The organism is Desulfitobacterium sp. LBE, assembly GCF_007830365.1.
Lineage (GTDB): Bacteria > Bacillota > Desulfitobacteriia > Desulfitobacteriales > Desulfitobacteriaceae > Desulfitobacterium > Desulfitobacterium hafniense.
Genome location: NZ_VLKD01000001.1, coordinates 1,958,886 through 1,979,309, shown reverse-complemented (window position 1 = coordinate 1,979,309; position 20,424 = coordinate 1,958,886). Strand labels below are relative to the sequence as shown.

Here is a 20,424-nt window from a genome sequence, read left to right as displayed (position 1 = left end):
GCTGACCAAATAATGGTTAGCCTCCTACCCGATTGCGTGCTTTTCGCGAAGTTTTGTTTCCGCTTGCTTAAATTCGCTCCCTAGTGTAAAGCAAAATCCTTGGGCAGCTTCATGGGTCTGAGTGAGCAGGGCTTTGTGGGAAAGATGGGGCAGGTTGCTGACCTGGGTTGCTTTTTCCGTCTTTACCGACGCCGCTTGAGGCGGCAAGGTCGGCTATCCTGGGAAAGGTTTAAGGGGTGGCTATAGAAAAGGCTCCAGAAAGGGTCCCAGAAAAGACCTCAGAAAAGCCCCGCAAAAGCCCCGGAAAAAGCGTCTAAGTCCCGCAAGACGTAGCTTTAGGCACAAAAGGGAACGGATTTAGCGGAGGGGCGGTCGGGTGAACGAGGCTTTCTTAACGAAGCGGAGTCACGGTTAACATGCAGATAGCAGCGGGGTTTGGCGGAGCTGTTAAGAAAGCGAGTGAACCAGCCCTGGAGCTATGGAGTGACCGTTGTGCCTAAAGCTACGCGACCCGAGCAAAGATGGCCTGTGAGCAAAGCGCTCCAACCTGAATATTTTTAATCAATGCAAGGAGGGAATAACTTTATGTCCGATGTGTCACAAAGAATCGAGGCCTTACGTGAACAAATCGAGGAAGCCAATTATCAATATTATGGCTTGGATCAGCCGACCTTAAGTGATGCAGAGTATGACGCACTCCTCCAGGAATTGATTCGCCTGGAGAAAGAACACCCGGAATTCCTGACTCCCGATTCCCCGTCCCAACGGGTCGGCGGCTATATCGCCAAGGAATTCCCTAAAGTTCGTCATGCTGAAGCCCTCCTTAGTTTGGATAATGCTTTTGATGCCGGAGATCTTCTGGAATTTGACCGCCGGGTCCGCGCTTTGGTTGCCGAAGTGGAGTATGTGGTGGAGCTTAAAATCGACGGCTTAACCGTTGCTTTAACTTATGAAGATGGAGCGCTGGTGCGCGGCGCTACTCGTGGCGATGGTGAAGTGGGTGAAGAAATTACCGCCAATCTGAAGACCATACCCGCTATTCCCTTGCGGCTGCGTAAACAGGCCGCCCGCCTGGATGTGCGGGGAGAGGGTTATATGCCTAAGGGCTCCTTTTTGCGCCTGAATCAGGAACGGGAAGAGGCTGGACAGCCTCTCTTTGCCAATCCCCGGAATGCGGCGGCCGGTTCTTTGCGCCAGCTTGACTCCAGGATTACGGCCCAGCGCAAATTAGGGTATTTTGCTTATCAGGTCCTGACTCCTGAAGAGGGAGAGCTGGCTTCCCAGACTGCCGTACTGGATTATCTTAAGGAGCAGGGGTTCTCGGTTAACCCTGAATATCGGGTCTTTTCCGCCATAGAAGAGGTTATTGCTTATTGCGGGGAAATGGTAGAGAAACGCCATAACTATCCTTATGATATTGACGGACTGGTGATTAAGGTCAATGATATCGCTCAGCAGCGGGAACTGGGCTTTACGGCCAAAAGTCCTCGTTGGGCCATCGCTTATAAATTTCCGGCGGAGCAGGTGGAAACTGTTGTGGAGGACATTGTGATTCGGGTAGGGCGGACAGGAGTGCTGACTCCCACAGCTTATTTGACTCCGGTCTTTGTGGCCGGCTCCACCGTGGGCCGGGCTACTCTTCATAACCTGGATAATATCCGCGCCAAGGATGTTCGCATCGGGGATCATGTTTTGATCCAAAAGGCTGGAGATGTCATCCCTGAAGTAGTGAAAATCCTGCCGGAGAAAAGGACAGGTGAGGAGCGGATCTTTGAGATGCCCGAGCTCTGCCCTGAGTGCCAGAGTCCGGTCATCCGGGAAGAAGGGGAAGCAGCCCACCGCTGTACCAGCATCACCTGTCCGGCCCGGCAGCGGGAAGCCATTATTCATTTTGTGTCCCGGAATGCCATGAATATTGATGGACTGGGACCGGCGGTTATTTATCAGCTTTTGGAAGCCGGACTGATTAAGGATGCCGCCGATCTCTATGCTTTGGAATATGATGCCCTGGTTCCATTGGAGCGGCTGGGTAAAAAATCTGCCGAGAATCTGCTCAAAGCTATCGAAGACAGCAAGGAACGAGGATTGGCTCCGCTTATCTTTGGTCTGGGAATCCGCCATGTGGGAGAAAAAGCCGGCAAGATCCTAGCCCAAAAATACGGAACCATGGAAGACCTGGAGAAAGCTCAGGTGGAGGAATTGCAGGAGATCCCGGATGTGGGCCCCGCTATGGCCCAAAGTGTCGCTCAGTTCTTCCGGCAGGAAAGCACCCACCACTTCCTGAATAAACTGCGCCAGGCAGGAGTAGTGATGAGTGCGCAGCATTCTGCCAAGCCTCAGATTTTTGCGGGGAAAAGCATTGTGGTGACAGGATCTTTGCAACGTTGGGATCGCCACTATGTAGAGACCATGATCGAAGAGTTCGGGGGCAAGGCTGCCAGCAGTGTCAGCAAGAAAACCGCCTTTGTGGTCGCCGGGGAGAAGGCCGGTTCCAAGCTCGCCAAGGCTAAGGAACTGGGAATTCCGGTTTTAAGCGAAGAGGAATTTGCGGAACTTTTGCCCTGAAAACTTGATTTTTGTTCCAGAAAAATGTATATTTACCCATAAAATTGTTGTAATATACATTTTGGGGTTATAGTATTAAACTCTAGCCGTTATTTTGTACAAAGGGATGGTGAATGAAGTGAAAATCTCTCGCGAAGAAGTAGAACATGTGGCCTTTCTGGCCCGCTTGGAATTGACTGAAGAAGAATTGGTGACCAATACAGAACAGTTGAACTCCATTCTGGACTATGCCGCCATGCTGGAAAAGCTGAATACGGACGATATAAAACCTACAGCCCATGCAGTTCCCTTACATAATGTGCTGCGGGAAGATCAGGTTAAGCCCTCCATGGCCCGGGAAAAGGTGCTGGCTAATGCGCCTAATGCCCAGGATGGTTTCTTTAAAGTACCGCGGATTGTTTAACTTCTATAATAAATACCTTCTTAAATAAAGTGCCTTTTTAAATGCTTTCGCTTGTTTATTCGGAAAGGAGAAAAGATCTTCATGGAGATGACAGCACTGACCATTGGTGAGCTGCATGAGTTATTGGCGGGCAAGACGCTCAGTGCCACAGAGCTTACCCAAGGGTTTTTGGATAGAATTGAAGCCGTAGATCCCGATATCAGAGCCTTTATTACAGTTACTAAGCAAGAAGCCCTTGCCCAAGCCAAGGCTGTGGATGAAAAACTAGGGCGGGGAGAGAAGCTGGGGATGTTAGAGGGGATTCCCATGGCCCTGAAAGATAATCTTTGCACAGAAGGAATCCGCACTACCTGTTCCTCTAAAATTCTTGAGAATTTTATTCCCCCTTATCAGGCTACGGTGGCGGAGAAGTTACATGACTCAGGCGCCGTTCTGTTAGGCAAGCTCAATATGGATGAATTCGCTATGGGCTCTTCTACGGAGAACTCCGGATTTTTCGCCACCCGCAATCCCTGGGATCCGGAACGGGTACCGGGAGGATCTTCCGGAGGCTCAGTAGCTTCGGTAGCCGCCGACCAAGCGGTATATGCCCTGGGTTCCGACACAGGGGGATCGATTCGCCAGCCGGCAGCTTTCTGCGGTGTGGTGGGTCTAAAGCCTACCTACGGTGTCGTGTCCCGCTATGGCCTGATCGCCTACGCCTCTTCCCTGGATCAGATCGGGCCGGTGACGAAAACTGTAAGAGATAATGCCCTGGTCCTTAATGCTATCGCCGGACATGATGCGAAGGATTCCACCTCGGCGGTCTTTGAAAAACCGGATTATACCCAATTCTTAACCGAGGATATCCGGGGCTTACGAATCGGTGTACCTAAGGAGTACTTTGGACAAGGGCTGGATCCCCATGTGGAAGGGGTCCTTCAGGAAGCCCTGCGTACTTATGAAAGTCTGGGAGCGATCGTTGAAGAATGCTCCCTGCCCCATACGGAATATGCTATGCCGGCTTATTATTTGATTGCCACGGCAGAAGCCAGCTCCAACCTGGCCCGTTATGACGGGGTTCGCTATGGCCGGCGGGCCGAAGGGGCTGAAGATGTGATCGGGATGTTTTGCCAAACCCGGGCTGAAGGTTTCGGCCCAGAGGTTAAACGCCGGATCATGCTGGGCACTTATGCTTTGAGTGCCGGTTATTATGACGCCTATTATTTGAAAGCCCAAAAAGTGAGAACCTTAATCGTCCGGGACTTCGAAGAGGCTTTGGCGAAATTTGATGTGCTCCTTTCTCCAACAACACCCACCACCGCTTTCCGCATCGGGGAGAAATCCGGAGATCCTCTTACTATGTATCTGTCCGATGTCTGCACGGTTCCTATTAATCTGGCCGGAATTCCTGCTCTATCCATTCCAGCGGGCTTTGCGGACGGACTGCCCGTGGGCATGCAGCTGATGGGGAAACATTTTGCTGAAGGAACCCTCTATAAAGCGGCTTACGCCTTCGAGAAAAATACCCCCTTCCATACCATGAAACCGGGTTTAGGCAAAGGAGGTGCGCGGTAATGAGCATTTTTGAACGTTATGAAATGGTCTGCGGCGTGGAAGTTCATGTGGAGCTGGCCACCAAGACCAAGATTTTCTGCAATTGCTCCACTGAGTTTGGGGGAGAGCAGAATACCCATGTCTGCCCCGTTTGCCTGGGGCTGCCCGGAGTATTGCCGGTCCTCAACCGTGAAGTGGTCAATCTGGCCATTAAAGCAGGTCTGGCTTTAAATTGCGACATTGCCGACTTCTCTAAATTCGATCGTAAGAATTACTTTTATCCCGATGCCCCCAAGAACTTTCAGACATCCCAATATGATCTGCCCATCTGCAAAAACGGCTGGTTGGAATTTGCAGTGGACGGAGAAAAGAAGCGGGTGGGCATAACCCGGGCCCATATGGAAGATGATGCCGGAAAATTGGTGCATAGCGGCGCCACCATCTCCACCTCGGAGGAGTCTTTTGTGGATTACAACCGGACCGGAGTGCCGCTCCTGGAGATTGTCTCAGAACCGGATATGAGGTCTATTGCCGAAGTGGTAAGCTTTTTAGAAGAAATGGTGCGGACCATTCAGTACACGGAAGTCTCCGATTGCCGGATGGAACAAGGCTCGGTCCGCTTTGATATCAATGTGTCCCTGCGCCCCCACGGACAGAAGGAGTTTGGTACCCGGACCGAAACGAAGAATCTCAATTCCTTCAGCTCGGTACGGCGCTGCCTGGAATATGAAATTGAGCGGCAAGCCCGGCTGTTGGATGATGGGGAAAAAGTTATTCAGGAAACCCGGACCTGGGATGAAGGTAAAGGAGTCACCCTTTCCTTGCGTTCTAAAGAGGAGGCCCATGACTACCGCTATTTCCCTGAGCCGGATCTGGTGCCCCTGGTCATCGCCAGGGAGTGGGTGGAAGAAATCCGTCAAACCCTTCCGGAAATGCCCGGGGCTCGCCGGGAACGCTATCAGTCCCTGGGACTGACGGAATATGACGCAGGAGTGCTTACCGCGGCGAAAGCGCTGTCGGATTTTTTTGATGAAGCGCTGCAGAGCTATAGCGATGCCAAGGCCCTGGCCAATTGGGTGATGGGGGAATTCACCCGTCTCCTCAATGCCAAACAAATCAGTGTGGAAGAATCCCCGGTTCGGCCCTCTCAGCTGGCTGAACTCCTGACTTTGATCGAAAAAGGTGCCATCAGCGGTAAGATCGGCAAAACGGTTATCGAAGCAATGTTTGAATCCGGGAAGGATCCGGAAGTTATCATCAAGGAGAAGGGCTTAGCCCAAATCAGCGATACGGCTGCCTTGTTGAAGCTGGTGGATGAAGTGATTGCCGCTCATCCCCAATCGGTGGAAGATTATAAGGCCGGCAAAGACCGGGCCATCGGTTTCCTGGTCGGCCAGATTATGAAGGCCACTAAAGGCCAGGCGAACCCTGGCGTGGTCAACGACTTGCTGAAGGAGCAGCTGGCGAAATTTTAAGCCTGAAGTTCATAAAGCTCAGAAGATTTGCTTGAAAAGCTTCCTTTCCGGACATGGTCTTGGAAGGGAAGCTTTATTAGCGAGATGTGTATGAGATAGGCAAAGCATAATTATTTTGCTGAAAAGAATTGACGTGGAATCAGGAATGTTTATGCAATTATGTAAAAAATTATTAGAAATGATTGTCGATATTGAACAAAGACGATTATACCTAAATATGTTACGCTATCCACATATAGCATAGATGTGCAGATATAGTGAAAATATGTCCGGCTTCATGTGCATCATAGCACAAGAAAAGAGATGAAAGCGTATGCTCTGGTAAGGCATCGACTCTGGTAACAGCATCAACGTTTTATAATTGGAAATTTCAAAATAATTATTCACAAGATTGTTTCCCTTGAAAAACCATAGTAAAATGATGGTGAATCCCAAGTTTCGTTCAATTGCGAAGTCTGGAGGAAAGAAGATAGAAGTATTGAAAGGGCAGGAAGCGTTGCAGGCTCTGGTTGGTGTTTTGCCTCATATCGTTAAGTCTCTGCCTGAAGATATGGCACTCTATGTAACTGATGGCGAAAAATACTTACAAGCTGTGGAAGGTTCCGATTTACCGATTGGCATCACTGTGGGAAGCAAGGTATGGGGAAAAGCCACGGAAAAGTGTATGGTGGAAAAAAGAAAAACAACGTTTAATGTCCGTGACGGCATGCCATTTAAAGGGGTTAACATTCCGATCCTCGATGAAAATAACAATTCCGTAGGTACCATAATCTGTGCTACAGGCCGAAAAAAACAGCAGGATGTCAATCAGGTTGCTGAGCAATTAGCTGATACGCTGGACCAAATGGCCGGGGCGATGAATGAGATTGCTTCTGGAGCGGCAAGGCTGGCGGAAGTCGGGCAAGCACTTACCGAGAAGGCCCAATTGTCCGATAAGAAAATTGCTGAAACGGAAGTCATCATCAATTCCATCAAGTCCATATCCAATCAGACCAATCTGCTTGGCTTAAATGCAGCCATCGAGTCCGCCAGGGCTGGAGAATATGGGCGGGGGTTTGGTGTCGTCGCTCAGGAAATCCGAAAATTGGCCGATGAAAGCAAACATTCCACAGAGCAGGTAAAGGTCATCATTGAGGCGATTTCTTCGGCGGTCAAGACTATGATCCTTTCAGCGGAGGAATCAGGAGCGATCTCCCAGCAGCAAGCAGCCGCCATTCAGGAGAATACTGCAACTATCGATGAATTGCGCAATGTAGGGTTAAAATTGAAGGACTTCGCGGCAAAGCTATAAGCAATGGGGCTTCTTTTCTGGAGTATAATCCGACAGAAAGGAAGTCTTGTTTTTGCACTATCAGAAGTATAAGCTTGCGCTGTATACTTTCTAAGCATAAGGGCAACCAGCGACTTCGCCTCATCTGCAAGTATGCGTTTAAGGCACGGCGAAGCCGGGTTTTCTTTATTATTCGCAAAGTATACAGTATTTGTTGGCGTATAATAGTTCACAAATTTCTAGATTGTGTTAGTATTAAGGTCGATGAATAATTGCCAAAAATGCTAAGGAGCTGAATCGTCGTGGAGGAAAGAAAATTAACCATCGTGGACACGACATTGCGGGATGGAGAACAGACCGCAGGAGTAGTATTTTCTAATCAGGAGAAGCTGATGATTGCCCGGATGCTGGATGATCTCGGTGTCCATCAGATTGAAGCCGGGGTTCCGGTCATGGGCGGCGATGAGCAGAAGGCAATCCGTGATATTGTTAAAATGGGTTTGAAAGCCAGTATTATGGGATGGAACCGGGCGGTCATAGCCGATATTGAAAAATCCATTGAATGTGGATGCGATGCGGTGGCTATATCCATTTCCACCTCAGATATTCATATCGAACATAAACTGATGACCACACGGGAAGACGTTTTGGCCAGAATGGTCAAGGCTGCTGAATTTGCCAAGAGAAACGGGCTTTACATATCCGTGAATGCGGAGGATGCCTCCCGTTCCGATCTGGATTTTCTCCTGGAATTTGCTCGTCAGGCCAAAGAGGCGGGGGCAGACCGGCTTCGCTATTGCGATACGGTGGGGATCCTTGAGCCTTTCACGACCTTTGAGCGAATCACGAAGCTCAAAGAAACCATCGATATCGATGTGGAGATGCATACTCATAATGACTTTGGTATGGCAACGGCCAATGCCTTAGCCGGTGTGAAAGCGGGAGCCAGCCATATTGGGGTAACGGTCAACGGCTTGGGCGAGCGGGCCGGTAATGCAGCTTTAGAGGAAATTGTCATGGCCCTGAAGTATTTGGCCGGAGTCGATCTGAAATTTGCCACAGAGCGTTTTGTCGAGGTTTCAGAGTTTGTAGCGAGAGCGTCAGGACGTTCTGTTCCTGCCTGGAAGGCTATCGTGGGCAGCAATATGTTTGCCCATGAGTCGGGGATTCACGCTGACGGGGCTTTGAAAAATCCCCTCACTTACGAAGTGTTTAAACCGGAGGAAGTGGGCCTGGAGCGCCAGATTGTGATTGGCAAGCACTCGGGAACTGCGGCCATCAAAGCTAAGTTCCGCAATGAATACGGCAAAGAGATTTCCGAGGAAGAAGCCAATGAGCTGCTGGCCCGGGTAAGAGCTTTTGCTGTGGATATGAAGCGCTCCCTTTTTGATAAGGAGCTCATGTATATTTACGAAGATTTGCATAGGGAAAAAGGAAAATCGTCAACCTAACCCAAAGTGGTTTTAATATAAGGAGGAAGCTATGACTAAAATTCAAATGAATGTCCCCCTGGTGGAAATGGACGGAGATGAAATGACCCGGATTATCTGGGACTATATCAAGGAAATCCTGCTTTATCCCTATATTGAATTGAAGACCGAGTATTATGATCTGGGTCTGCAGAAACGGGATGAAACCGATGACCAGATCACCGTTGATGCAGCCCTGGCCACCAAAAAATATGGGGTAGCGGTTAAATGTGCGACGATTACACCCAATGCCCAGCGTGTTGAGGAATACAATCTGAAGCAAATGTGGAAAAGCCCCAATGGAACGATTCGGGCCCTGCTCGACGGAACGGTCTTTCGCGCTCCCGTCTTGGTAGAAGGGATCAAGCCTTTGGTCACCACCTGGAAGAAACCGATTACCATCGCTCGTCATGCCTATGGCGATATCTATAAAAATGTGGAGTATCGGGTGGGTGGTCCCGGCAAGGCGGAGCTGGTTTTCTCAGGTGAACATGGGGAGGAATCCCGTCAAACCATCTGTAACTTTGAAGGCAAGGGAATTCTCATGGGCATGCATAACCTTGATAGCTCCATCGAGAGCTTTGCCCGAGCGTGCTTTAATTATGCCCTCGATGTAAAACAAGACGTGTGGTTTGCTACCAAGGACACGGTCTCCAAGCAATATGATCATACCTTTAAAGATATTTTCCAGGAAGTTTATGACAAGGAATATAAGGAACGCTTTGCAGCGGCTCAGCTTGAATACTTCTATACTCTTATTGACGATGCTGTGGCTCGGGTTATTCGCTCTGAAGGAGGCTATATCTGGGCTTGTAAGAACTATGACGGGGATGTCATGTCGGACATGGTAGCGACTGCTTTCGGAAGCTTGGCGATGATGACTTCGGTATTGGTTTCGCCCGAAGGGAATTTCGAATATGAGGCGGCCCATGGTACGGTAACCCGTCACTATTATCAACATCTTAAGGGTGAAGAGACATCCACCAACCCCATTGCGACGATTTTTGCCTGGACAGGCGCCCTTAAGAAACGGGGAGAGCTGGATGGTTTGCCGGATTTAGCCGACTTTGCCGCTCAGTTGGAGGAAGCCTCATTAAAGACCATCGAAGCCGGAATTATGACCAAGGATCTGGCTCTGATCTCGGAACTGCCCAATATCAAAACCGTCAACACCAAGGATTTCCTCGAAGAAATTAAGAAAACTCTCGATACGCTCCGCCCATAGGCCAAGAGGAAAGGTTCCCCTATCTCTGCCTGAGATAAGGGGCCTTTCCCTTATCTTAGGCTGATTCAGTGCTCAATGACAGGGTGCAAAGGAATCTGAGACTTTGAGAAGGAGGGAAAATGTGTGAAGAAGGAATATCAGTTCAAATATGGTGAAGGTTATCAGAGTTTTCTGCTCAATCCGCAATATGTTATTCAAGAGCTCCATGCCAAAGCGATTCAACCTGTAGAGGATGTGGTTAAGGAAATCGGGAGAATTCTTGATGACCCCATCGCTTCTGCGCCTTTCAATACCCTTTTTAAAGCAGGGGATAAGGTGACGATTGTGGTCAGTGATATCACACGTCTGTTAAAGCTCCCTGACTATCTGCCCACGATTGTGAATCGCTTGAATAGTTTAGGCATCCCGGATGAGGATATGCTGATCCTGACGGCTACCGGAACTCACCGGGGACAAACTCCTGAGGAGAAAAAGAAGATTGTCGGAGAGGAGGTGTATGCTCGAATTGAGGTGGTGGATCATGACTGCGATCATTCGGAGATGGTGTATGTGGGAACAACCCCGCGGGGAACGGAAGTCGTTGTTAACCGCTTAGTTGTGGACCGGAAGGTTATTCTCACCGGAGGAATCGTTCATCACCTGATGGCAGGCTTCGGTGGCGGGCGCAAGTCCATTATCCCCGGAGTAGCAAGCCGGAAGACCATTGCTCAGAATCATCTGCATTCCTTAGACCCCAACGCTGAGCAGTCTAATCCACTGATTGGGGTAGGAGCACTTATCAATAACCCTTTACATGAAGATATGGTGGATGGGACAGGTCTTGTGAATCCTGATTTTCTCATTAATACCATTATGCATACTGATGGCCGGATTGCTAAATTTGTGGCCGGACACTGGCTAAAGGCTTGGGAAGAGGGCTGCGCATGGGCTGATGAGAACTATGGCGTGCCGATTGATAAGCAGGCCGACCTCGTCATTGCCAGCTGCGGAGGCTTCCCTAAGGATATCTCCCTCTATCAGAGTACCAAGACCTTATTTAATGCGGCACTTGCCGTCAAACCCGGCGGTACGATTCTTCTTCTGGCTGAGTGCCGGGAAGGCGCCGGAGCGGATGAGTTTTTCGGATGGAGTGAACCCCTTAAAGAGAAAACCCTTGATCCGGAGCTGCGTAAAAATTTTACCATTCCCGGCTACATCTTCTATGCTGCCGTGGAATCGGCCGCTAAGGCAAAAGTCATTCTCTACTCGGAGATAGAGTCTGAATTGGTTAAACCTATGGGAATGATCGGGGCCAACTCCTTCGCAGAGGCGATAGAATTGGCTGGGGTTGATCAGGAAAATCAGGATGTGATTTTAATGCCCTATGGGGGAGCAACCATACCGCTGTATCAAAAGAGATAAGGGCAAAGTAATGTGTAGTTATAAAAGGTGAAGTACAGAAGTTCAGTAGGAAACTTATGAAAATTTAATAGGGTGATTTTTAATAATTTAGTAGGATGGTGGCGGAGATGTTCAATATTCCTTTGCTGATTGTGATTCTTTATATTTTTGCCTTATTTGGAATAAGCTTTTATGCCTCAAAACGGGCCAAGGGAACGGAAGGGTTCCTCCTTGCCGGCCGTCAGATGACGACTCCCCTCATTGCTGTGTTGATTACAGGTTTAGCCATCGGCGGAGCTTCCACCATCGGTGTGGCGGAACAGGCCTATAATGTAGGTCTTGCTGCCGGCTGGTATAATGTGGCCTGGGGGGCAGGGGCAATTTGTATGGGAATTTTGGCGGCCGCCAAATACCGTAGTATGAATATCACTACAGTTCCCGAAATGTTTGAGAAGTTCTATGATGTCAAGGGCCGGGTGATCTGTGTACTGAGTCAAATCACCATTCAACTGGTCATAACATCCCTGCAATACCTGGCAGGGGGAGCGATCCTGGCTTCCTTGCTCCCTTCCGTGTTTACTCTGCAGTCGGGAATTATTACCAGTGCCATCGTTTTCATTGGCATTACTTTTGTCGGAGGAATGTGGTCTGCCGGCATTTCGAATATCCTGAATGTGGTTTTAATCTATCTGGGCATAGCCATAGCGACCATTGCTACCCTCATCAATCAGGGAGGGATAGCCCAAATCGCTGTCAAGCTTCCACAGGAGGTGCCTTATTTTCATTGGGTGGGTGGTCTGGGGTGGATTGCCATTGCCAGCTGGTTTGCGGTGATGATGACCCAAACCATGTCCCTGCAGGGTACAGTGCAGATTTCCTTAAGCGCTAAGGATGCCAAAACTGCACGGAATGGGTTTGTCATTGGGGGACTCCTGATGCTGCCCATCGGTTTCCTGGCCGCCTTGATGGGGATTGCCGCCAAGGGAATGTATCCGGATATGAGCGCGACTTTGGCGCTGCCCCAGATGATCATGTCCTTGCCGCCGGTTCTGGCCGGAATTACTCTGGCTGCTCTTTGGGCAGCGGACGTTTCCACAGCGGGAAGCTTATTGTTAGGCTCTGCGACACTGTTCTCACAAGATATCTATAAGCGCTTTTTACGCCCGGGCAGCGATGAGAAACATTTAATGTGGGTGACGAAGTTTTCGGTGATCGCTTTAGGTGCTCTGACCTTTATCTTAGCTTTAACGGTCAGTGGAATTCTGAAGACGATTATGATCGGGCTCAGTCTGACCACGGCCTTTACCATTGTGTTTTTATTCACGGTTTTTGCCCCGGGGCTTGCCCGGAGGAACTCCGCTTTTTATACGAATCTCGTGGGGATTGCCGTCATTGTTTTGTGGCAGTTTATCCCGGCGGTACGGGTGTTCCCTCATGTGATTTATTTGGAGTGGATTGCTTGTTTAGTGACGTTTTTACTCGTGCCTATCTTTGACAGACAGCCTATTCGACTTGGAAATAAGGAAGCTTCTGCATTAGGGCAAACTGCCAAGTAGGGCTGGAGTGTTGTATGTGTATAAAACCGAGGCTGGGCCTCGGTTTTTTGGTTGTCGGGAAGCAGTATTTCCGGAAGCCATTGAGCGTACTATACTAGTGACAAAAGAGAGCTATGGGATTAAAATAAACTTCTAGGACTCTGTGACTCTTGAAATTCTCAGTCCTGCGGAAAATTTAACCGCCGGAAATGTGAAGAACTAGGTGTTAAAGAGTACTGGGCATTAACGGATTAATAAGTCCGGAGGGAGGGGATTCAGATAAGTTTTCAAGGTGTGATCATCGGGGCAATGGCTTTTATCATCATCGGCGTGTTTCATCCCATTGTCATCAAAGGTGAATACTATTTCGGAAAAAGGATCTGGCCATTATTCTTGGTTGCCGGGATAGTCTTGATAGGCGCCTCTCTGTTCATCGCGAATAATATGCTTTCCGCCATCGTCAGTGTGACAGGCTTTTCCTGCCTCTGGAGCATCCATGAAATTTTTGAGCAGGAAAAACGGGTGAAAAAAGGTTGGTTTCCGGGTAATCCGAACAGAAGGTAAGTGGAAAGCCTGTCTTTGCATTTCTGTTTGGCTGCAGACTGGCTACAGGTCAAATGTTGCAGCGCTGCATCATTTGGCTTATATTCAACGGCTGGGCTCAAATTGGGGTGAATTGACTGTAGATTCTCAAAGTTTTAGGTGTTTACCCCATCTGTACTATGCTATAATGGCCGTAAAACTGAATCATGTCAAAACAGGTTTCGGAAGATGGAGCCATCTTTGATTAAAGGGGAAGCCGGGTGCAAGGCCCGCACGGTCCCGCCGCTGTAAGAGAGGAGTCTTTTCCTGCTCAAGTCAGAAGACCTGCCTGTTTTATGCCTATGACTCTCTACGAGCGATAGAGGGTATTGAACCGGGTTTAGGGACATAATAAAGAAATAAAGCAAAAGCTGGCTGCCGCGAAGAACGTGGCAGCCGGCTTTTTTTGCAGAAAGGGGCAAAAATATAAAGATCCTTTTTGATTTTTATAAAGTTTTTATAATTGGTTTATAAGATATTTAAAATAATAAAGTAAAATTAAAACAGGTGGATTGATGTTAAGGGTTATTTTAGGTAGAGGTTTCAGGAAGAGGGTGATGGATTGAGACCAGATAGAAAGTTTCATAAATTGTATCATGAGGAGTTTCATAAGGGCAGGCAGCACGGGGAATTTCGGGAATTGCGCAGGTCCATGAAGTTTCTGCGCCCGGTCGGCGTCCTTTTGAATTTGCTTCTTTTATACCTGCTCTTTCAATGGATCGGGCTCAAAGCCATTGCTGTATTTTTTGCCTTGATCCTCATCACCCGGGAAATACTCCAGCTCGGTTTTTTCCGGCGTCTGGAGAAGAGGGTCTTTAAACCGATGGAACAATTGAAGCAGGGCTTTGATGAAATCGCCAAAGGAAATTATCAGGTGTCAATTGAGCCGGAAGTCGAAAATGAATTCACGCAGCTGATTTACGCTTTTAATGAAATGGCTTTTAAACTGCAGGAAAGCGAAAGAAGCAATCAGGAGTATGAGAAAAACAGAAAGACTCTGGTGGCCAACATCTCCCATGATCTAAAAACGCCGATTACCTCGATCCAGGGCTATCTGGAAGTAATTCTTGAGGGGTGCGTCGGCGAACCGGAAAAAATAAAGCGTTACCTGGAGACGATTTACAGCAATACTGCCTATATGAATAAGCTGATTGACGATCTGTTTTTGTTTTCCAAGCTGGATCTGGACAAAGTGGCGATGAATTATGAAGTCCTGAGCATAGGCGCTTATCTGGACGATTTGGCCACCGAGTTAAAATTTGAGTTTGAAGAAAGGCAATTCAAGTTTTTCTATCAGAACAGAACGGATCGGGACTATGCGGTCACTATTGATGGGAAACGGGTGTATCAAGGGATCCGCAATATCATCGATAATGCCATGAAGTATGGGCCGGAGCAGGATTTAAAGGTGACAATGGAGCTATATGTTCAGGAAGATGATATCTGCATCGACATTGCCGACAATGGCCCGGGAATTCCGGAAGAGCAGCTGCCCCATATTTTTAACCGCTTTTACCGGCTTGACACGGAACGCTCCAAAGATTTCACAAGTACGGGACTGGGTTTGGCCATAGCCAAAGAGTTGATTGAAGCCCAGGGGGGCACAATCTCAGCTGCCAGCACAGACAGGGCCGGCTCCCGCTTTACCATAAAGCTGCCTATTAGTAAATCATCTTAATAAATCCTCTCAATACTTTGCTCCGCGCGAAATAGTGTAGTTCAATCATGACAATAGGATGGAGGGCCTATGGCAATGAAAAATATCCTGATCATCGAAGATGATGTCAATATTGCCGAACTGGAACGGGATTACCTGCAGCTTAACGGCTACCAGGTCGATATCGTCCTGGATGGAGCAACGGGGCTGAAGAAAGCTGTCTCCGGGACTTATGATATTCTGATCGTCGATTTAATGCTGCCCCAGCTGGACGGGTTTGAGATCATTAAAGAAGTCCGCAAGAAGTTGGAGATTCCCATTATCGTCCTGTCGGCCCGCAGTGAAGATATTGATAAAATCAGGGGACTGGATTACGGTGCCGACGATTATTTGACGAAACCTTTCAGCCCCGCGGAGCTCATGGCCCGCATCCGATCCCATTTGAAACGATACGAACGTCTGACCGGTAAGCACCAGGGCATAGAGGTGATTAATCACCGTGGGCTGGAAATCAATACCGCCTCCCATAAAGTCTATGTCAATGGCAAAGAAGTTCAGTTCACCGCCAAGGAATACGAACTCCTGCTCTTCTTTGCTTCCAACCCGAATATACTTTTCAGCAAGGAGCGCATCTTTGATCTGCTTTGGGGGGCAGAGTACTACGGGGATCTGGCAACCGTCCCGGTTCATATTCAAAAGATCAGGAAGAAAATCGAAAGAGACCCGGCCAACCCGGAATATATAGAGACCGTCTGGGGAACCGGCTATCGGTTTAATCCGTAAAATTTAATTTAGGGGAGTGTTGGTTTATGAGTGTAAGCATTAATTTAAATCGGTGTGATGGCTGTGGGTTATGTATCAGCCAATGTCCGGCTAAGGTATTGGAATTAAAAGAGGTTAAGCAGGCCGATTATAATCAGCTTAATATGATGGGAAAATTAAAGATCAGAGTCAAGGGTAATTCGAGAGCCTATGTCAGCAATGAATCCGCCTGTACAAGGTGTAAACTGTGTCAAAATAACTGCCATGAGCGGGCGATTAAAGTCGGTTGATGGGTTAATGCCATTTGAAATTCCCAAACGTTTGGGAATTTCGGAGCTTAAGAGGTGATCTAGTCCTAAGCAGGAGAACGAAACCATGTGAAATGCCCCAAATTTCCAAGCGCTTGGAAACTTGGGGCAAGATATTTATCAGAAGGGTTATAGCAGAGGAGATGGCTAAAAGCGGATACGAATCCGATTTTAAAGATTCAAATAATATTCGCATAAGTGATGGTATTTAGAACATATGTTTGGTGCAATTTTATTGAAGGAATAAAAGGTAATTATCCTAAAATCCAGGTATTAGTTACTCTATAACCTCAAACTATGATATATTAATATTTAAGTAAGAAGGGGAAGAATATGAGTCTTATTCACAATCCCCACAATAAATTTTTTAAAGAAACCTTTGGTGATGTCGGCACGGCCAGGAGTTTTCTGTAGAACTATCTTCCCCAGGAGGTTCGGGCACTGGTTGATCTGAAAACCGTCCTGCCGCAAAAGGACAGCTATATCGATCAGGAGCTGCAGGAAAGCTTTTCCGACCTGCTGTTTCGAGTGAGGATCCGTGGGAATGAAGGATACTTCTATTTTCTGTTCGAGCATAAAAGCTCCCCATCCCAAAGCATAGCCCTGCAGCTGCTGAAATATATGGTCAGGATATGGGAAAGTAAGCTAAAGGAATCTCCGACAGATAGACTACCGGTCATCATTCCGCTGGTAATCTATCACGGTCAGGAGCAATGGAACGGTCCGCTGAAACTATCTGGGATGATCGACTATTATGAACAGCTGCCTGATACGGTAACCCAATATATCCCGGAGTACAGATACATCCTCTACAACCTCTCCACATACACTGATCAAGAACTGGTCAGCAATATGTTGCTCCTGATTGTATTGAGGGCGATGCGGGCCATCTTTATCAAAGATGAAGAAAATTTCTATACCATCCTGCATGAATTAGTTCTCAACTTGGAGAAGGTGGAAGACAAGGAAAAGGCGAAGCAATTCTTTGAAACCTTGATCATATACATCTTAAGTACCCGGCAGGACCTGGAGTTGAAAAGAATTTACGAAATAGCCAAGGAAGTTTCACTGGAAAGGGGTGAAATGATGATGACTTTAGCAGAGAAGCTGATTATGGAAGGTATGGAAAAGGGCATGGAAAAAGGCCGAGAAGAAGGCATGGAAAAAGGCAAGCTGGAAGTAGCCAAAAATTTGCTGGAGTTAGGGATAGAGATGGATAAGATCGTGAAGGCTACAGGACTGCCGGAGGATGAGATAAGAAAACTTATGAACTGATGGTGTGCTTTTGAGAAGCATCGCTCGTATGGAGTGATGCTTTTTTTGGACTGTCCTAAAAATCCAATCTGTTCAGGAGCTACTCAGTGGGAGTTAGCGCTTCCTGCGACTGTCCAGGAAAGTAGGACACTGCAAGAACGCTAATACTGCTTCAAATGTTGTGATGTCCCACGTTAACGAGGATAATCATAGTGTCGCCCTCGTAATACCAAATGATACGAATATCCATATTGACGCTGCACTCGAATAAATCCGCTGTCCCTTGAATGCGCTTAGTCCGTAAGGAAGGGTGCATTGGTTTTTTCGACAGTAATTCCAGTTTGTTCATAAGCCGCTGCTTTTCCTGTGCAGTCAAGGATTTGAAATGCTTCTGAAAGCGAGGGGTAAAGGTAAACTCGTAAGCCATCAGTTTCCCTCCAGCTTTGCAAACAGCGCGTCTACATTATCAAAAACGGGCTGTTCTCCGGAGGCAATTTTTACTTTCGTATTATTGATTTCTTCCCGAAGTTCATCCAGATATTTCTTAGGATATACAGCCACCGGCATGATGCAGATTATACCGTCCCGTTCGTAAATCTCCATTTTGTCCCCTTCGGAGAGGCCCAATTTATCCACAAGCTCTTTGGGGATGGTAATTTGTGATTTGGCCCGTAGCTCTGCTAACATAGCTTATCATCTCCTATTAAAGTATTATAACTTTCTAACTTTCTTACCAATAGTAATGCTTTTTTTCAAAAGATATCTACCCCGAACCTCAAAGATTATAATCTAGTTTTCTGTTCAGAAATTCCCAAGCGCTTGGGAATTTCTGATGAAAGCTATAGTGGTTGCAATGCGATTTCTCTCATGATTTTCCTCACTTTCCATGTTAAATCTTATTTGGGCCGTTTTGCCAATTTTCGCAATAATGAAAATTTTCTTCATTATGTCCCTGCCTAGGGGATCTGTCAAGAGTGAACAGGCGTTATGTACTTTCTAAGCATAAAAGCAACCAGGCCATGAGAGGGCAATTAAACAGGTAGACGGTTAATGCTATCCAAATGCCCAACTGGTTGGCAATTTCAAAAAACTCTAAAAAGTGATCTATATCTAACACAGAGATCGGGCAGATGAATGAAAAACCAGTTACTTGCTCAATTCAGCATAATATGACAAAATGCCTGTTTAATTGTCAAAGTATTCTGTTGACTACAATTGAGGAGTGTTATAATGTTGGTTATAGAAGAGAGTTACAGATAAAAAATAGGATATTTTCGTGAATAGGGTTGCTTCAAGGCATTAATATGGGAACTCTGGTGAGAAACCAGGACAGCCCCGCTACTGTATGAAGGACGAATCCCTTAAAAGACCACTGGCTAAGACCGGGAAGGCAAGGGATGAGGATGATTTCAAGTCAGGATACCTGCCCTATTCAGGAACACAAGTTTTCGGGGGGAGACGAGTGTGACAAATCTAAGTTGGGGTGTATTTATACATCTCTGCTTTGTTGCATGATGTCTACCGGAGCCGAAAGCAGGCTCTTTTTTTATTTCACTTTACCTATGAAGAGCTATTGAAGAATGAAGTAAACGGACAAGCATTAAAGGGGTGTGGCAAAAAAGGCTCTCAATGAAAATATAAAAAGAAATACAAAAATTGAATACTGAATAGGGTTGCAAAGGCATTAAGCCGATGCATTAATAAGGAATCCGGTGAGAAGCAGGAACAGCCCCGCTACTGTATGAAGGACGAGTCCCTTGAAGAGCCACTGGTTAGAGTCGGGAAGGCAAGGGATAAGGATGATTTCGAGTCAGGAGACTTGCCCTATTCAGAGTCACAAGTCTTTCGGGGGGAAGTAAGTGAGCAACTTTGCTGTTGGCTGAGAAGAACGGAGAGCTGTATTCTAGCTGTTTGATTTTCTCGTTATTTAAAAAGCTTGGTTATATTTATTTCAGAGCCGAATGTGTCGGTTCTTTTTTATTCCTGGGGAAAACGGTAAGAAATAGAGTGATCTTGTTAAAATTTCGCAAGTTTGGAAAAGTTTTTATATCTTAACCTGCTATACTGAAGAGACAAGGAGGCATAAGTATGCCTTATAAGAGGGATATGGAGCGCTGCCGCGATTATATCGAGGCCCATCTCGATGAGAACATTACAGCGCAGGATTTGGCGGAATTCTTAGGATATTCCTTTTATCACTTCTGCCATGTGTTTCGCATCTGCAACAGCCTGTCGATTGGCGAATACCTGCGGCGCCGGCGCTTGCAGCGGGCGCGGGAAGCCCTGGGACAGGGAGGGCGGATCACCGAAATCGCTTTAAAGTCCGGTTTTGAGACGTCTGCGGGTTTTGCCAAAGCGTTTCAAAAAGAATTTGGCATGAGTGCCCGGGCCCATAAAAAAATGCTGCTTCAGCACAATGAGCATGCAGAGAAAGGAAGAATGGGCATGCAGGTAAAGATGGCGCGGAAGGAAGGCTTCAAAGCGGTGGGATATTCTATATCCCCTCAGGATGAACGCAAGAGCAGGGAATCAAAAGTCTCCGATTTGGGAGCCTACTGGCTCCATGCCGATTTTTCTTCCGTCAGCAAAGAGGATTATGCCAAATTGGCCAAAGGGGAGATCGCCGATGAAATTGGCCTGTGGTTTCAACCCGACCAGGAAAGCGACAATTTAAATTATTTTTTTGGGCCTGTGGTGGAGGATTTTGCTTACGTTCCCCGGGGAATGGTCACTCTGGAGGTTCCCGGGGCCGATTACGCAGTGTTCACCACCTGTCCGGCGGATTTGGCCCATGACAGATTTGCTTTTGGCCAAGAGGTTCAAAAGACCTGGGAATATATTTTTGAGGAATGGTTTGAAGAAAGCGATTATATTTTTGACCAGGAAAAGCTGGCCTTTGAGTTCTACACGAATGAGAATGGCGGGATGGACAGCATGAGTGCCGTTGCCAATATTTATATTCCCGTGAAAAAGATCAAAGAGAATGGATAATTGATATAAAGA

Annotated in this window: 19 protein-coding genes and 3 riboswitches; of the genes, 15 read left to right on the top strand and 4 right to left on the bottom strand. The window is 47.4% G+C overall.

The window, feature by feature from the left end:
* Positions 1-24 precede the first annotated feature (24 nt).
* On the bottom strand, positions 25-207 hold the full coding sequence (locus DESLBE_RS09365) for a hypothetical protein (protein WP_018304954.1): 183 nt from the start codon (positions 205-207) through the stop codon (positions 25-27).
* Positions 208-585: 378 nt separating this feature from the next.
* Between DESLBE_RS09365 and ligA the strand changes: the two genes are divergently transcribed.
* The 13 genes from ligA to DESLBE_RS09295 all read left to right on the top strand — a co-directional run bounded on the left by ligA (position 586) and on the right by DESLBE_RS09295 (position 16,149).
* Entirely contained in the window at positions 586-2,565 is a 1,980-nt protein-coding gene (gene ligA, locus DESLBE_RS09360; protein ID WP_144676404.1) for an NAD-dependent DNA ligase LigA, read from the top strand.
* A 118-nt stretch (positions 2,566-2,683) separates the two neighbouring features.
* A complete protein-coding gene (gene gatC / locus DESLBE_RS09355; protein ID WP_144676402.1) occupies positions 2,684-2,968 on the top strand; it encodes an Asp-tRNA(Asn)/Glu-tRNA(Gln) amidotransferase subunit GatC in 285 nt (94 codons plus the stop codon).
* An 81-nt stretch (positions 2,969-3,049) separates the two neighbouring features.
* Positions 3,050-4,525 carry an Asp-tRNA(Asn)/Glu-tRNA(Gln) amidotransferase subunit GatA gene (gene gatA, locus DESLBE_RS09350; RefSeq protein ID WP_005812377.1) on the top strand — a complete coding sequence of 492 codons (1,476 nt, stop codon included), beginning with the start codon at positions 3,050-3,052 and terminating at the stop codon, positions 4,523-4,525.
* Positions 4,525-5,979 carry an Asp-tRNA(Asn)/Glu-tRNA(Gln) amidotransferase subunit GatB gene (gene gatB / locus DESLBE_RS09345; RefSeq protein ID WP_005812379.1) on the top strand — a complete coding sequence of 485 codons (1,455 nt, stop codon included), beginning with the start codon at positions 4,525-4,527 and terminating at the stop codon, positions 5,977-5,979. The genes gatA and gatB overlap by 1 nt, the downstream gene beginning before the upstream one ends.
* Before the next feature lie 469 nt (positions 5,980-6,448).
* The gene (locus tag DESLBE_RS27275) at positions 6,449-7,270 is read left to right on the top strand and encodes a methyl-accepting chemotaxis protein (protein ID WP_015943487.1); all 822 of its coding nucleotides are present in this window, start codon (positions 6,449-6,451) and stop codon (positions 7,268-7,270) included.
* Positions 7,271-7,551: 281 nt separating this feature from the next.
* Positions 7,552-8,700: a homocitrate synthase gene (nifV, locus tag DESLBE_RS09330; protein WP_144676398.1), complete on the top strand. Its 1,149-nt coding sequence runs from the start codon at positions 7,552-7,554 to the stop codon at positions 8,698-8,700.
* Positions 8,701-8,731: 31 nt separating this feature from the next.
* Positions 8,732-9,943 carry an NADP-dependent isocitrate dehydrogenase gene (locus tag DESLBE_RS09325; protein WP_005812388.1) on the top strand — a complete coding sequence of 404 codons (1,212 nt, stop codon included), beginning with the start codon at positions 8,732-8,734 and terminating at the stop codon, positions 9,941-9,943.
* A gap of 123 nt (positions 9,944-10,066) precedes the next feature.
* Positions 10,067-11,344, top strand: a complete 1,278-nt coding sequence (gene larA / locus DESLBE_RS09320) for a nickel-dependent lactate racemase (protein WP_018304959.1) — start codon at positions 10,067-10,069, stop codon at positions 11,342-11,344.
* 107 nt (positions 11,345-11,451) lie between these two features.
* On the top strand, positions 11,452-12,879 hold the full coding sequence (locus tag DESLBE_RS09315; protein ID WP_144676396.1) for a sodium:solute symporter family protein: 1,428 nt from the start codon (positions 11,452-11,454) through the stop codon (positions 12,877-12,879).
* A 258-nt stretch (positions 12,880-13,137) separates the two neighbouring features.
* Entirely contained in the window at positions 13,138-13,422 is a 285-nt protein-coding gene (locus tag DESLBE_RS09310) for a DUF4491 family protein (RefSeq protein WP_041271930.1), read from the top strand.
* 178 nt (positions 13,423-13,600) lie between these two features.
* Positions 13,601-13,748, top strand: a riboswitch (cobalamin riboswitch).
* Positions 13,749-14,002: 254 nt separating this feature from the next.
* Positions 14,003-15,118: a HAMP domain-containing sensor histidine kinase gene (locus DESLBE_RS09305; RefSeq protein WP_041272054.1), complete on the top strand. Its 1,116-nt coding sequence runs from the start codon at positions 14,003-14,005 to the stop codon at positions 15,116-15,118.
* 75 nt (positions 15,119-15,193) lie between these two features.
* Positions 15,194-15,880 carry a response regulator transcription factor gene (locus DESLBE_RS09300; protein ID WP_015943491.1) on the top strand — a complete coding sequence of 229 codons (687 nt, stop codon included), beginning with the start codon at positions 15,194-15,196 and terminating at the stop codon, positions 15,878-15,880.
* A 26-nt stretch (positions 15,881-15,906) separates the two neighbouring features.
* Entirely contained in the window at positions 15,907-16,149 is a 243-nt protein-coding gene (locus DESLBE_RS09295) for a 4Fe-4S binding protein (protein ID WP_015943492.1), read from the top strand.
* Between the two features lie 330 nt (positions 16,150-16,479).
* Here the strand turns inward: DESLBE_RS09295 and DESLBE_RS27270 are convergent, their stop codons facing one another.
* Positions 16,480-16,743 (bottom strand): hypothetical protein, encoded by a 264-nt coding sequence (locus tag DESLBE_RS27270; protein WP_282433882.1) that lies wholly within the window; start codon positions 16,741-16,743, stop codon positions 16,480-16,482.
* Here DESLBE_RS27270 and DESLBE_RS09290 point away from each other — a divergent pair.
* Complete coding sequence (locus tag DESLBE_RS09290; protein WP_282433897.1) at positions 16,630-17,442, top strand: Rpn family recombination-promoting nuclease/putative transposase; 813 nt, start codon at positions 16,630-16,632, stop codon at positions 17,440-17,442. The two genes, DESLBE_RS27270 and DESLBE_RS09290, sit on opposite strands and share 114 nt — an antisense overlap.
* A 151-nt stretch (positions 17,443-17,593) precedes the next feature.
* Here DESLBE_RS09290 and DESLBE_RS09285 read toward each other — a convergent pair whose 3' ends face one another.
* Positions 17,594-17,848 carry a type II toxin-antitoxin system YafQ family toxin gene (locus DESLBE_RS09285; RefSeq protein WP_144676394.1) on the bottom strand — a complete coding sequence of 85 codons (255 nt, stop codon included), beginning with the start codon at positions 17,846-17,848 and terminating at the stop codon, positions 17,594-17,596.
* Positions 17,848-18,108, bottom strand: coding sequence for an AbrB/MazE/SpoVT family DNA-binding domain-containing protein (locus DESLBE_RS09280; protein ID WP_144676392.1), 261 nt, complete (start codon positions 18,106-18,108; stop codon positions 17,848-17,850). Before DESLBE_RS09280 ends, DESLBE_RS09285 begins: the two co-directional genes overlap by 1 nt.
* Before the next feature lie 579 nt (positions 18,109-18,687).
* A riboswitch (cobalamin riboswitch) is annotated at positions 18,688-18,867 on the top strand.
* Positions 18,868-19,074: 207 nt separating this feature from the next.
* A riboswitch (cobalamin riboswitch) is annotated at positions 19,075-19,263 on the top strand.
* A 246-nt stretch (positions 19,264-19,509) separates the two neighbouring features.
* On the opposite strand from DESLBE_RS09280, the gene DESLBE_RS09275 reads away from it, so the two are divergent.
* Positions 19,510-20,412, top strand: a complete 903-nt coding sequence (locus tag DESLBE_RS09275) for an AraC family transcriptional regulator (RefSeq protein WP_144676391.1) — start codon at positions 19,510-19,512, stop codon at positions 20,410-20,412.
* Positions 20,413-20,424: the final 12 nt, after the last annotated feature.